The sequence below is a fragment of the Acidimicrobiales bacterium genome (assembly GCA_036378675.1).
Lineage (GTDB): Bacteria > Actinomycetota > Acidimicrobiia > Acidimicrobiales > Palsa-688 > DASUWA01.
In genome coordinates this window covers 21,666-35,630 of sequence record DASUWA010000024.1, presented here as the reverse complement: position 1 = coordinate 35,630, position 13,965 = coordinate 21,666, and the positions used below count along the sequence as shown (strand labels likewise).

The window sequence follows — 13,965 nt, the reverse complement described above, 5'->3', positions numbered from 1 at the left end:
CACCGTTCACGGTCCTTATGCTTAGGCGATGGCGACCCTCCGCGTCGATGGCGAAGACCTCGTCTTGCACATGACTTGGCGTGAGAAGGCGGCGGGGTTCCACGCGAACATCTCGGCGCCGTTGTCGTCGGTGCTGTCGGTCAAGGTGATCTCCAACCCGTGGTTGGAGTTGCGCGGATGGAGGATGGCCGGCCTTGCCATCCCGGCGTTCTTCGCCTTCGGGACTCGCCGGCACGGAACCGGCTACGACTTCACGGTCTTGCGGCGAATGCAGCCGGTCGTACAGGTCGAGCTGTCGACCGGGCGTTTCATGCGGTGGCTGGTGTCGGTCCCCGGCGAGCAGCGGGCTGCCGACCTGGCTGCTTCGATCGCGGCAGCCGCTGGCATTCGGCTCAGCGAATCCGGGTGATCCTGCGGTTCCTCGGCGCCGACAGCGCGGCGACCACGACGGCCGCGACGCCGATCTCGAGCAGCGTCGTCGCGAACCCACCGACGTAGAGGACCCGGTCTCCGACGAACGCGCCGACGATCGCCCCGATCAGGCCGGCGAAGATCGTCATCAGGAGGCTCAGGGGCTGCCGCCCCGGCACCACGAGGCGGGCAAGGGCGCCGATGATAAGGCCAACGAACAACGTCGAAATTAGGGCCCCGGCGGCCAGGCCCACCAGCGGAAACACTACGAACAGGACCACCAGGACCAGAAACAGCGTCAGGACCACGCTCGGAGGGTAGCGTCATCATTGGTGGCAATCCACGGCCCGGCTCCCGGCGTATGTATCACATGAAGACGAACGAAATGAAACCCGGCCGAGGCGCCCCGTTCACCCGGGGCCTCGTTGCGGCCGCCGGCGTGGCCCTGGTTGCGGCGGCGTGCGGTTCCTCGTCTCACTCCTCGACACCGGCTGGAACGAGCGCACCGAGCTCTTCGGGCTCGGCATCCGCGGCGGCCTACACGGTTTCTGCTCAATCGGTCGGCAGCGCCGGCACGGTCCTCGTCAACGGTCAGGGGAGGACGCTCTACCTGCTCAGCTCGGAGCAGGGCGGCAAGATCACCTGCACCGACGCCAACGGCTGCACCAAGATCTGGCCCCCGGTCGAGTTGCCGAGCGGCGTGACCCAACCGGTCGCCGGCAGCGGGATCGACAGCTCGAAGCTCGCCACGCTCAAGACCTCGACGGGCGACCTCTACGTGACGTATGGCGGCTGGCCGCTGTACACCTTCACAGGGGACTCCGCCGCTGGAACGGCCAACGGCGTCGGAATCACCAGCTTCGGGGGGACCTGGCACGCTGTCAACACGTCCGGCAATCCGGCCGGGGCGGCCGGGGGATCTGGTTCCACGACGCCCGCAACGACGTCACGGAGCGGCGGCGGATACGGCTACTGAGTTCCCCCTCGGTGCCCTACCGTTGGTGCCGTGCTCGACCGCTACAGCGCGGAGGCCCGTAAAGCGGTGGCCCTCGCCCATGACGAGGCCCACCAGTTGGGGCACCCGTATGTTGGAACGGAGCACCTGCTGCTCGGGCTTCTCGCCGAGGGTGACAACGCCGCCGCACGGTCGTTGCAACGCGCTGGAGCGTCGCTCGCATTGTGCCGGGAGAAAGTCGCCGAGGCCTTGGCGAGCCGGAGCGGTCCCCGAGCCCGCTCGGACCTAGCGGGCGTTCCTTCCGAGCGGCTAGAGATGACCGACCGCGCGACCAGGGCGCTCGACCGAGCCGGACGGTTGTCTGCGCGGCTGAAGAGCGACGAGGTGGAAACCTCGCACATGCTGGTGAGCGTCCTCGACGTTGAGGGGACAGCCGGTCAGGTCCTGAGGGGCTTGTCCGTCGATCTGACCGCGGTCCGCGACGGGCTCGCGGGAGAGGTCACCGAAGGGGGCCCGACGGGCGTGGAAAGAGATCCGTTGAAAGAGGCTGGTGCCGCGGGTCTCGCTGACTCGGTTCTCGCCCAATCCTCCGAACAACCAGCATCACCCGCGTTCACCCATCCGCTGTGCGCGACCTGCGGTGCGCCGCTGGATTCGTCCATGGCGCACGCGGTGGTTTCGTCACCCTCCGGCGCCGACTTCGACGTGGCCTACTGCACCGTGTGCGGGGCGACGTTCGGCGCGACCCGGAAATCCCGCAGATAGAGTCCCCGCATAGAAAGCCCCCTAGCCCGGTGTCGGGATCACTCCCAGGTCGTTGGAGGTCGGCCGCTTTGCCGGCGTGGCTTGCCGCGGACTCGGTCCTGCACGGATTCTACGGTCGCGCCTGCCCGGTGAAGGTTCCGCACCGCCGGCGTTTCACCTTGACGGGATTCCACGAGATCGGCAGCGCTGTGGAGGATGCGGGCGGCGAGAGGAAGGCCCAGTGCGAGCAGGGCCCATTTGATCAACCGGCGGCGAATTCGCAGCATCGGCCGGACAGGTTACGGCGCCAGGTAGAACGGCGCACACGGCACCCTGGCGGACCCCCACTGCGCGACGGCGACATACGCTGCCGACATGAAGGTCCGCTTCGCAGTATCCGCCGGCGCCGGACGGCCCGATCCGGCTGAGCTGAAGGGTTTCGTCACCGTCGCCGAGCGTTTGGGCTTCGACACGCTCTGGTTCTCGGACCTCCCGGTCCTGCCGTCCACCGACCCGATGTTGTCGGTTGCGATGGCAGCAGCCTGGACGGAGCGCATCAAGCTCGGGGTGAACCTGGTCCCCTTCGGATACGAACCGTTCGTGTTCGCAAGGCAGGTGGCTCAACTCGACCGTTTGAGCGGCGGGAGGCTCCTGCTCACGATCGTGCCGGGGTTGGACCAGCCGGGCGAACGGGGAGCGCTAGGGATCGGCAAGGCCCACAGGGGGAACCTCCTCGACGACCTCATCCCCAAACTGCGGTCGTTTTGGGCCGGCGACACGGTCGGTGCCGGCGGTGCGGTCGAAGCCAGCGACGCAAGCGGAGCCGGCGGCGGGGTCGAAGCCGGCGACGCAAGCGGAGCCGGCGGCGGGGTCGAAGCCGGCAGTGCCCCGGAGGAGATCCCGGCCCTCCCGACGACACCCTTGCAGGACCCACTCGAGATCTGGCTCGGAGGCTCGGGACCCGAGGCGGTGGTCCGCGCGGGCCGGCTTTCGGATGGATGGTTGGGATCGTTGATGACTCCCGCCCGAGCCGAGGAGATCAAGGTCCGTATCGAGCAAGAAGCCACGGCCGCGGGCCGGACGATAGACCCGGAGCATTTCGGGCTCAGCATCGGCTACGCCCGGGAGAAGAGCGACCTGGAAAGGACCACGCCCATACGCCGCCGGCCGCCGGTCGATCTCAGCGAGGTCGTGCCGATCGGGAGACAGGGTCTGCGCGACCTCGTGGGCGACCTGATCGACTCAGGCTTGTCCAAGTTCGTGGTGAGGCGCATCGCTCCTGCATCGTCCTCGGAGGACGAGCTTGCCTGGCTGGCGGACTCCCTGCTCGACCTGCAGACCTGATCCTTGAGCCCGCCACCGGAGTTACCGCCCGCCGGCCAGCGGGTATCAAATAGTGCTGTGACCTCGTTCCGCGATACGGCGCGCATGCCGACTCTCGCAGGGCGCTATTCGGTCGGCGAACTCCTCGGGCGGGGAGGCATGGGAGAGGTGCGCGCCGGTTGGGACAAGGTCCTCGATCGGCCGGTTGCCGTCAAGGTCCTACGCGAGGACGTCGCCTCGGACCCCCTCGTCCGGCGCCGATTCGAATCCGAAGCAAGGGCAGCGGCACGGCTGGTGCACCCGAACATCGTCCAGGTCTATGACTCCGGCGAGGATCGTGGCATCCCGTTCATGGTGATGGAAAGGCTCCCCGGTCACTCCCTTCGCGACGAGATCGCGAAGCGCAAACTGTCGCCGCAAGAGGCCTGCGACATCGCGCTTCAGGTGCTGGCAGCGCTGGACGCTGCGCACGAGTCCGGGTTGTTGCACCGCGACATCAAGCCGGCGAACATCCTCCGCTCGAGTCGGGGACAGTGGAAGGTCGCCGACTTCGGGATCGCAAAGAGCGTTCAGCCGTCCGGGGACGACACTGTAACCGGGGTTGTGCTCGGTACGCCCGCCTACCTCCCACCCGAGCGACTGTTGGGAGGCGACGCGACAGCGAGCGGAGACCTGTACGCCCTTGGCGTCATCCTCTACGAGGCGCTGGCGGGGGGAAAGCCGTACCAAGCGACTGACCCCGCTGGCTGGGTATCCGCGACGACCGCCGGACCGACGCCGCTCAACCATGTCCGGCCGGACGTTCCGCCGGCCCTGGCCGCCGCGATCGAGCGCAGCATGTCCAGAGACCCGGGGCAGCGGTTCGTGGGCGCCGGCGAGATGACGGCGGCTATCCAAGCGGCTCCGTCCGGCCAGAGTCACGAGCCAACCGGTTGGACGGCGATCGCCCCGGCGACGCCCTTCGACGACCAGGCGACGGAGGTGCTTCCGGCCGGCGCCGTCCGCCGGCACAGGCGGTTCCGGCCGGCCGGCTTGGCTGCGGTTCTCGCCGTACTGGTGGCCGCTTCCATTGCACTGGCCGCAACCGAAGGCGGGGGTAGCGCGCGCACGCCTCCCACGACTGTGCAGGTGACCACCACGATTGCGCCTCCGACCACGTTGCCGGTCGTCACGACTCCGCCCGTACAACATCATCCGGACGGCAAGGGTGCCGGGGGCGGGGGCGGCGGGGATCAAGGCGACCACGGCGGCTGAGCGCAGGCGGCGGTGGGGATCAAGGCGACCACGGCGGCTGAGCGCCGGCGCGCCGAGAAATGTCGGTTAAGCGCTCCGAAGCGCTTTGAGCTATGGCCCACGCCCGTCTGAGGTTGCCGTCCGCTGTTTGGGCGTAACTTCCGCGTTTGGGTGTGGATCTGTGCAGTGAGCTGCTCAAATCCACGCCCGAAGTGCGGATTCCACGCCCAACCTCGGGGAGCCCGCCCGAGCCCGCCCGAACCCGTCCGAACCCGTCCGAACCCGCCTGAGCCCGCCTGAGGCCCGCCCGAACCCGCCCCGAAAATCCCCCGAGCCCGCGGGAGCGTGACCGGTTCGTGACGTCCGCTCGAACATGAGGCCGACACGGCCGAGTCGGCTCACCCAGGCCGTCGCACCGGATCTCTACGCTCGGAGCTGAAGATGCTGTACGTACACCGCTCCGAGCGCGCCGATCACCTTCTCGAAGTCCTGGCGGACATCCTCTCGGTTCCACTGGAAGATCCGTTCACCCCCGAGGTGGTCGCCGTGCCGACACGCGGGGTGGAGCGGTGGCTGACTCAACGGCTGTCGCATCGACTCGGATGCAGCGCCGGGCGGGCCGACGGGGTAGCCGCGAACATCGATTTCCCCTTTCCGGGATCGCTCGTCGGGGCCGCGATAGCGAACGCGACCGCTCTCGAGCCGGAGAAGGATCCCTGGACTCCGGAGCGCGCGGTCTGGCCGCTGCTCGAAGTCGTCGACGATCACCTGACGGTCCCATTTCTCGAGCCTCTCGCCAAGCACCTGGAGGCGTCATCGCCAAGACGTGAGGACGGCGCTCTCACCAGGTTCGCCGCGGTCAGGCATATCGCCGACCTCTACGACCAGTACGGCGTTCACCGGCCCGAGATGATCCGATCTTGGGCGCGCGGCGACGAGATCGAGAGCTTGGACGGCCGGCACAAGTGGCAGGCATTTCTGTGGCGGCTCTTGCGAGAGCGGATCGCTGTCGAGAGCCCGGCGGAGCGCCTCGAGACCGCTGCCCTTAGCATTACGAACGACCCGACTCTCGTGGATGCACCGCCTCGCGTCTCTCTCTTCGGATTGACGCGGCTTCCCGTCAGCTACCTGGTGGTCTTGGAAGCTCTCGCTCGAGCGCGCGACGTCCACCTTTTCCTTCTGCATCCCTCAGGCGCCCTGTGGGACTCGGTGCTGAAGGCCGTCGCGCCGGCGTCCGCGCCGCTGCGGCGGAGCGACGATCCAAGCGCGAGCCTTGCGAGGAACCCTTTGCTGAAATCCTGGGGCCGCGACGCTCGAGAGATGCAATTAGTTCTTACCGCGAAGGGCGCCTCGGATGGCATCTACCGACCCGTCGAGCAAGATCCTCGAGGGCGGCTACTTCACCTGGTCCAATCAGCCATCCGGTCGAACGGCGAACCACTCGGCGTTCCGCGCCCCGAAGTCGAAGACAGGCGTCCGGTAATGCAGAACGACGACCGGAGCATTCAAATCCACTCGTGCCACGGGCGGTACCGGCAGGTCGAAGTCCTACGCGACTCCATCCTCCATCTGCTCTCGAGCGACTCAACCCTCGAACTTCGAGACGTCATCGTCATGTGCCCCGATGTCGAAGCCTTCGCCCCTTTGGTGCAAGCCGTCTTCGCGGCCGAACCTGTATCGCAATCGGGGGAGGCGTCATTGCAGGAGTTGCGGGTTCGGCTCGCCGATCGATCCCTTCGCCAGACCAACCCGCTTCTTGGCGTAGCCGCCGCTCTCCTCGAGCTGGCCGAAGGTCGACTGACCGCTTCTCAAGTCCTTGACCTCGCCGGCCGCGATCCTGTGCGGCGGCGGTTCCGTTTCGACGACGACGATCTCGCGCTGCTCGAGCGATGGGTGATCGACATGGGCACTCGGTGGGGTCTGGACGGGGAGCACCGACAGCACTGGAAACTCGGCGCTCTGCGAACGAACACTTGGGAGACCGGGCTCGACCGACTGCTACTCGGGGTCGCCATGGCGGAGGAGGACTACCGGCTGTTCGGAGGGACGCTGCCGGTCGACGATGTCGCCAGCACCGACGTCGACCTTGCCGGCCGGCTTGCCGAGTACGTTTCCCGGCTCGCCGACGCCATGCGCCGCCTGGCAGGCCGCAGAACGGTCGAAGAATGGGTCGGCTCGCTCGCACGCGCGACCGAAACGCTCGCCTCCGCCGATGCGCGCGAATCGTGGCAATCAGACCAGCTCAGGAGAGTCCTCGACGAGGTCGCCGAGGAAGCGGGCAACCGGCGGACACAGCCGCTTCTCTCCGTCCCCGAACTCCGTTCGCTTCTGGGCAACCGTCTGAAGGGTCGGCCGACACGCGCGAACTTCCGCACGGGCGATCTGACTGTTTGCACGCTGGTACCGATGCGTTCGGTGCCGCACCGGGTCATCTGCCTGCTCGGGCTGGACGACGGTTTGTTCCCGCGCCACCCGGGGCGCGACGGCGACGACATCATCTCTTCAGATCCTTACGTGGGTGACAGGGATCCTCGAAGCGAGGACCGCCAGTTACTGCTCGACGCCATCCTCGCCACGACCGACCATCTCGTCGTCACCTACTCCGGCCGAGACGAGCGAACCAACCGCGTCAGACCCCCGGCCGTTCCGGTCGCCGAGTTGCTCGACACCATCGATCGGACGATGCGAGCCCCGGCGGGATTCACGCTTCCGCGCGACCTCGTCCTCGCACAGCATCCTCTGCAATCGTTCGATTCACGGAACTTTCAAAGCGGGGCTCTCGGCGCCAACGGCCCGTGGGGATTCAGCCAGGTGGATCTGGAGGGGGCCCGAGCCCTCGTCGGCCCTCGCCGTTCGACATCGCCTTTCCTCGACTCACCGCTTCCCGCACAAGGCGACCGTGTGATGTCCCTCGAATCGTTGGTTGGTTTCGTGAAGAGCCCGGTCCAATGGTTCCTCAGAGAGAGGATGGGCATCTACGTCAACGGCAGCAGGGACGAGGTCGAAGACCGCCTTCCTATCGAGTTGTCGTCTCTCGAAGAATGGGGATTCGGAGACCGGCTGTTGAGGGCGCTGCTCGATGCTGCCGATCTCGAGGAGGCCCTGAAGGTCGAACGAGCGCGCGGTTTCTTACCCCCCGAACCACTTATCGGGTCCGTGCTCGACACGGTCGTGCCCGTGGTCGAGGAGCTTGCACAGGAGGCGGGCTCACTCCCGTGCTTCGAGACGAAGCCGCGTTCAGTCGAGATCAATGTCCAGCTACCGAGCGGGCGTTCTCTGGTCGGAACCGTGGCAGGAGTCAGAGATTCGACGATCGTGAACTGCATCTACTCCAAACTTGCTGCCAAGCACCGCCTCGAGTCGTGGGTCCGGCTGCTCGCCTTGACTGCCAGCGGAACCGATCTCGCTCCCTCGGCGATCACGCTCGGGCGTTCTGGCAGGCGGACGGCGGGGCGGGTGGCGATCTCGGAGATGCGGGTCCAAGCCGAAGGCGGCTCTGCTCGTAGCATCGCCGTCGTACTGCTCGGGAAGTTGATCGATCTCTACGAACGAGGGATCACGGAACCGCTCCCCGTCTACTGCAAGACCTCGTCCGAGTGGGCAGCTATGAGCCGGAGGGGTGACGACTCAGACAAGTATGCGCGCGAGGCATGGGATGGCGACCGGTTCGACGGTGAGTCGAGCGAAGAAGCACACGTGATGGTTCTCGGGGGTCGGGCTCCCTTCAGCGCGCTTTTCGAGCAAGCGCCGCGCGACGATGAGCGCGGGCCCGGATGGGTGGAATCGGAGAGATCGCGCTTCGGGAGACTGGCCCGGCGCCTGTGGGACGACCTCCTGGACAACGAATCGCCGCGGAGCTTGACGTGACCGCCTTTGCCCAGGGAGAAGGCACGGCCGAGCCAACCCGTTTCGACATCGCGGGTGCGCTACCCGGCCGCGGAGTGACACTGCTCGAAGCAAGCGCTGGAACCGGCAAGACGTTCACGATTGCCGGGTTGGTTGCCAGGTTCGTCGCGGAGGGCGTTCCGGTCGACCGGATCCTGGCGGTGACTTTCACCCGCATGGCGACGGCGGAGCTTCGCGGCAGGGTTCGCGACCGTTTGGTCATGTCGGAGGATCGGCTTCGGATTCTGTCAGTGGAAGGAGCTCCCGCCGCGACAGCGGATCTGGTCGACGCTGCTCTGGCTGCGGGGCCCCCCGAAATGGTCGAGATGCGCCGTGCCCGCATCTCTGAGGCGATCGCGTACTTCGACGCGGCGACGATCACGACGACCCACGGGTTCTGCCACCTGGTCCTGGCCAGCCTCGGGGTCGCGGGCGGTGTTGCCTTCGGCTCGGAACTGACCGAGGATCCAGGCGACATTGTGGACGAGGTCGTGGACGACCTTTACACCCGCAGATGCTTGATCCACGGGCAGCCCTTTCCTCTCTCAGCTGCTCGCTCGGCGGTGCGAGCAGCGCTGGGCAACCCGGGAACAGAGCTCGCTTCCGCGCCCGAGGAATCTGTCGCCGACCTGCAGAGCCGCCTGGCGAACGCCGCGCGTGCGGAAGTCACCCGCCGGTTGACAGAGGCGAGCCTCCTCACTTACGACGATCTTCTCTCGCGCCTGAGCGAAGCTCTCGGGGGCAAGGACGGGGAAGGGGCTCGCCGCGAGGCGGCCTGCGGGCTACTTCGAGATCGATACGACGTCGTGCTCATCGACGAGTTCCAAGACACCGACCCGATCCAATGGAACGTCGTGAAGAACGCGTTTGCGAGCGGCGAGACTGTCCTCGTCCTGATTGGCGACCCCAAGCAGGCGATCTACTCGTTCCGAGGTGGTGACGTCTACTCCTATCTGGACGCGGCGCGTCTGGCATCGAACCGGTTCACCCTCGCAGAGAATTGGCGCTGTGACGCGGGCCTGGTAGACGCGTATGACGCTCTTCTCTCGGCGGCCGAACTGGGTCATCCGGAGATTCTCTATCGCGAAGTGACCGTTCCGAGAGAGCACGAGGAGCCCGGCCTGGTCGGAGCGCCTGCCGAGGCTCCATTTCGCATCCGCCTGTTGCGTGGGTCGGACAATCCCGATCTCATCCGAAACAGATATGGAGTCTCGAAGCCTTCGGCGGAGAAGTGCATCGCGAGCGACCTCGCTCTGGATGTCCGGATGTTGCTCGCGAGCGGAGCTCGGCTAAGAAGGGCGCGCTCCAGCGAACAGTCCGTCATCAGTCCCGGAGACGTCGCGGTGCTGGTCCGAACCAACCGGCAGGCTCAACGGGTGCAGGAGGCCCTCCGGGCGGTGGGAATCCCGGTGGTTACCGCCGGCGCGGACAGCGTGTTCTCGACTCCGAGCGCGAAACACTGGCTGAGGTTGCTCGAAGCGCTCGAGCAACCCGCGTCGCGATCGCGGGCTGCCGCCGTCGCGTTGACTCCGTTCGTCGGGATGCCCGCGGCTCGGGTCGCAACGGCAAGCGAATCGGATTGGGAGGACGTTCACGCCCGGCTGCACTCATGGGCCGAGGTGCTTCGGATGAGGGGGGTCGCGGGACTGTTCCGCTGGGTGCTCGCCGACGGTCAGATGCCCGGGCGGATCCTCGGCGACCTGGGTGGTTCCCGCATCCTGACCGACCTGGCTCATGTTGCTCAGCTCCTCCACTCGGAGAGCTCCACGAGCTTGCTCGGGGCTCCCGGGCTCAGAAGCTGGCTGTCCCACCGGGTCGACGACGTCAGCGCAGACGGCGACGTCGAGGAGCGAACCAGAAGGCTCGAATCCGACGCCGACGCTGTCCAGGTCCTGACCATCCACCGAGCAAAGGGGCTCGAGTTCCCGGTGGTCTATTGCCCCTACCTGTGGGACTGCGCCCGCGGACCCGACCGGGATGCCCCCGTCGTCTACCACGATCCCGACCGCGAGTTCGCCCGTGTTCTCGACGTGGGCACCGCCGACTCGGGAAGCAGAATCGCCGCGCACCGGCACATCGAACTCGAGGAGCACCGCTGCGAGGATCTGCGGCTGCTGTACGTCGCTCTCACCCGCGCGCGCCACCAGGCTGTCGTGTGGTGGGTTCGGGTGAAGGACTGCGAGCAGTCGCCTCTGTACCGGGTGCTTGCCGGTCGCAGGCCTGACGGGTCCTTCGAGCAAAGACCGCGTCAGCCCAAGGACTCCGAGGTTGAGCAGAGGCTCTTGCGCCTTGCCGCGTCGCGGCCCGGTCGCATCACCGTCGAGCACTGCTCTCATAAGCCGAGTATCGAAGCCATGGCGACGGCCACCGGCAGCGTTGCGGATGGTGCCAACCAGCCAGTCACCCCGCAATTGAGGGCGGCGACCTTCTCGCGCGCCCTGGACCTCGCGTGGCGCCGGACGTCGTACTCGGCGATCCTCGCCGGCGGCCACCAGCAGCAATCGGAGTTGGTTCGAAGCGAACCGGAGCAGGGTGGTGTGCTCGACGAGCCCGACGCGTTACCCGAGCCTCTCGCCATCGCCGGCTTACCTCCTGAGACAGAGCGGTCGCTGAGGGAGCACGAGCTCCCCTTGGCCGCGATGCCGGGAGGCACCGGAGTCGGGACCTTCGTTCACCGCGTTCTCGAGCGGTTGGACTTCGCTGCCGCGGACCTGCCGGCCGAAGTCGGGTCTGTGATAGCTGCCGAATGGGCGAGACGTCCAGTGGAGCTGGACGACCAGCAGCTGATGGTTGACGGTTTGGTCGCGGCGATTAGCACGCCCCTCGGTCCTTTCGCCGGCGACGTGAGTCTCCGCGGCATATCACGCAACGATCGCCTGGACGAGGTCGGTTTCGAACTCCCGTTGGCCGGCGGCGATGCACCCCGAGGCGCCGTGCTCGTCAGGGAGATCTCGAAACTCTTCGGTTTCCATCTTGATGCAACCGGCCCGCTGCGCGGCTACGCGGACCGTCTCGCGAGTCCAGCCCTCAACGTGGACCTGCGCGGGTATCTCACCGGGAGCCTCGACCTGGTCTTCAGGCGCCCCGGCCAGACCGGAAGCGACCGATATTTCGTGGCGGACTACAAGACCAACCGGCTGAGCGGCCCGGAAGAGACACTCACCGCATGGCACTACCGGCCTGATGCGCTGGACGCCGCAATGCAGCACGCCCACTACCCGCTGCAGGCGATCCTCTACACCGTGGCGCTTCACCGGTACCTCCGGTGGCGACTTCCCGCTTACGACCCGGAGGTCAACCTGGGCGGTGTCCTTTACCTTTTCCTGCGCGGGATGACCGGCAGTGACTGCCCGGTGCTAGGCGACCAAACGTGCGGAGTGTTCTCGTGGAAGCCTCCCGCGGCACTTGTAATCGAGCTGTCCGAGCTTTTTGACCTGGCGGACGCCGGGGGAGGAGCCCGATGATCCTTGCCGAAGCCGGCAGCCGGGACCCCTTCGCCGTCGACGTCGTACTCAATGTCGGCGGCCTGCTAGCCGAGTTCAACGTCGCAGGAGTTGTCGCGCCTGCCGACGTTCACGTGGCGGCACGCCTGGCAAAGCTCGGCGGCGAGACCGACGAGAGCGTCATCCTTGCCGCAGCTCTCACTGTTCGCGGCCCGCGGTTCGGGCACGTGCGAACCGGCTTGCGCGGGATCCGCTCGACGGTGATCGCCGACGTCGAAGATCGCGCGTCGATCGAATCACTTGACTGGCCAGAGGAGGAGAGCTGGCTGGAAGCGGTCGCTGCAAGCCCGCTCGTCGCCGTCGGACCGAACGGCTTTGGCGACCGGCCGTTGCGTCTCGTCGATGATGCTCTCTATCTGGATCGCTACTGGCGTGACGAGTGCTTCGTCGCTGACGATATCCTTCGCCGTTGCGCCTTCGGCATGGGCGCAGTCGACGAACCTGCGCTGCAGGAAGGTATCCGGCGGCTCTTCGGAAATGAATCGTCGACAGAACAACGATGGGCGGGAGCCGTGGCCGCTCTACGAAAGTTCTCCGTCATCGCGGGAGGCCCGGGAACCGGGAAGACGACGACCGTCGCTCGGGTCATCGCGTTGCTTCATCAGCAAGCCGAGTCATTCGGACGCGCCTATCCGTTGATTGCGCTTGCAGCTCCGACCGGGAAAGCCGCTGCTCGCATGGAGGAAGCAGTGAGGGAATCCGCGTCACGTCTTGACTTGACCGACGCAATACGAGACCGCCTTCGTGCCGCCGAAGGACTCACCATTCACCGCTTGCTGCGAAGGCGCCCCGACAGCTCCAGCCGCTTCCGCCACGATCGGAACCGCCGTCTCCCTCACGACGTGGTCATCGTCGACGAGACATCGATGGTCTCGCTGTCGCTCATGGCGAGGTTGCTCGAGGCAGTTCGACCTGACGCGGCGGTCATTCTCGTCGGCGACCCTGAACAGCTGGCGTCGGTCGAGGCCGGCGCGGTCCTGGGTGACATCGTTGGTCCGGCAGCGAATGAGATTCGGATGTCGAAGCAGGGGTCCGAGATCGCGGCAAGGTTGACCGGTGTGACACCGCGCGCGTCCAGCGATCTCGGCCCGGCCTCCTCCGTGGCCGATGGGATAGTGATGCTCCGATCGAATTTCCGTTTCACCGGGCACCTTTCGGAATTCGCGTCGGCGATCCGCAAAGGCGAGGCCGACGCAGCGGTTTCGGTGTTGAACAACGCAGGCACGACGCTGAGGTGGGTCGATCTCGACATCGCCGACGCGATCGAGAACGGCAGGATCCCCGACGAGATCGGCCCGGTCCGTGAGATGGCGGTCAGCGCGGGACGGACCCTCTTCAGCGCGGCGTCCGCCTCCGACGCTGCAGGCGCTCTCGAGGCCTTGGCAAAATTCAGGCTCCTCTGCGCGCATCGCCGGGGCGCCGGTGGTGTCGAAGTCTGGACACAACTCGTCGAAACCTGGTTGGCGCAGGAAGTAGAAGGGTTCGACCCGGACCCTGTCTGGTATCCCGGACGACCGGTCATGATGACGGTGAACGACTACAGCCTCCGTCTGTTCAACGGCGACACCGGCGCCGCGGTAGTGCGCGCCGACGGGAGTCTCGGCGTGGTTTTCCCCCGCGGCGAGTCGACCGTCACTGTCGGCCCCTCGAGACTCTCATCGGTCGAGACGATCTTCGCGACGACAGTCCACAAGTCCCAGGGGTCGGAGTTCGAGCAGGCTGCCCTGGTGCTTCCCCCGCCAGAGTCCCCTCTGCTCACCCGGGAACTTCTTTACACCGCAGTTACCCGAGCCAGACGAAGTCTGACGATCGTCGGTCCCGAGGAATCGCTTCGTGTCGCTGTTAGCCGGCCGGTCGCACGTGCGTCCGGCCTTACCCGGCACCTTTGGGGCTGATCAATGAGGGGAACGG

General features: G+C 66.6%; 9 protein-coding genes. 8 read left to right on the top strand and 1 reads right to left on the bottom strand.

The features are described 5' to 3' along the window. Nucleotides 1–28: 28 nt before the first annotated feature. On the top strand, nucleotides 29–409 hold the full coding sequence (locus VFZ97_09255; protein HEX6393617.1) for a hypothetical protein: 381 nt from the start codon (nucleotides 29–31) through the stop codon (nucleotides 407–409). Here VFZ97_09255 and VFZ97_09250 read toward each other — a convergent pair. After that, on the bottom strand, nucleotides 393–719 hold the full coding sequence (locus VFZ97_09250) for a GlsB/YeaQ/YmgE family stress response membrane protein (GenBank protein ID HEX6393616.1): 327 nt from the start codon (nucleotides 717–719) through the stop codon (nucleotides 393–395). The two genes, VFZ97_09255 and VFZ97_09250, sit on opposite strands and share 17 nt — an antisense overlap. Nucleotides 720–796: 77 nt before the next feature. Here VFZ97_09250 and VFZ97_09245 point away from each other — a divergent pair, with 77 nt between their 5' ends. The 7 genes from VFZ97_09245 to recD all read left to right on the top strand — a co-directional run bounded on the left by VFZ97_09245 (nucleotide 797) and on the right by recD (nucleotide 13,949). Beyond that, a complete protein-coding gene (locus tag VFZ97_09245; protein HEX6393615.1) occupies nucleotides 797–1,387 on the top strand; it encodes a hypothetical protein in 591 nt (196 codons plus the stop codon). A 30-nt stretch (nucleotides 1,388–1,417) separates the two neighbouring features. Continuing rightward, nucleotides 1,418–2,131: a Clp protease N-terminal domain-containing protein gene (locus VFZ97_09240; GenBank protein ID HEX6393614.1), complete on the top strand. Its 714-nt coding sequence runs from the start codon at nucleotides 1,418–1,420 to the stop codon at nucleotides 2,129–2,131. 354 nt (nucleotides 2,132–2,485) lie between these two features. Then, a complete protein-coding gene (locus VFZ97_09235; GenBank protein ID HEX6393613.1) occupies nucleotides 2,486–3,454 on the top strand; it encodes an LLM class flavin-dependent oxidoreductase in 969 nt (322 codons plus the stop codon). Nucleotides 3,455–3,511: 57 nt separating this feature from the next. Then, nucleotides 3,512–4,687 carry a serine/threonine-protein kinase gene (locus tag VFZ97_09230; GenBank protein HEX6393612.1) on the top strand — a complete coding sequence of 392 codons (1,176 nt, stop codon included), beginning with the start codon at nucleotides 3,512–3,514 and terminating at the stop codon, nucleotides 4,685–4,687. A 420-nt stretch (nucleotides 4,688–5,107) separates the two neighbouring features. Beyond that, nucleotides 5,108–8,533: an exodeoxyribonuclease V subunit gamma gene (recC, locus tag VFZ97_09225; GenBank protein ID HEX6393611.1), complete on the top strand. Its 3,426-nt coding sequence runs from the start codon at nucleotides 5,108–5,110 to the stop codon at nucleotides 8,531–8,533. After that, the gene (locus VFZ97_09220; GenBank protein ID HEX6393610.1) at nucleotides 8,530–12,015 is read left to right on the top strand and encodes a UvrD-helicase domain-containing protein; all 3,486 of its coding nucleotides are present in this window, start codon (nucleotides 8,530–8,532) and stop codon (nucleotides 12,013–12,015) included. The genes recC and VFZ97_09220 overlap by 4 nt, the downstream gene beginning before the upstream one ends. Further along, complete coding sequence (gene recD, locus VFZ97_09215; protein ID HEX6393609.1) at nucleotides 12,012–13,949, top strand: exodeoxyribonuclease V subunit alpha; 1,938 nt, start codon at nucleotides 12,012–12,014, stop codon at nucleotides 13,947–13,949. Before VFZ97_09220 ends, recD begins: the two co-directional genes overlap by 4 nt. Nucleotides 13,950–13,965 lie beyond the last annotated feature (16 nt).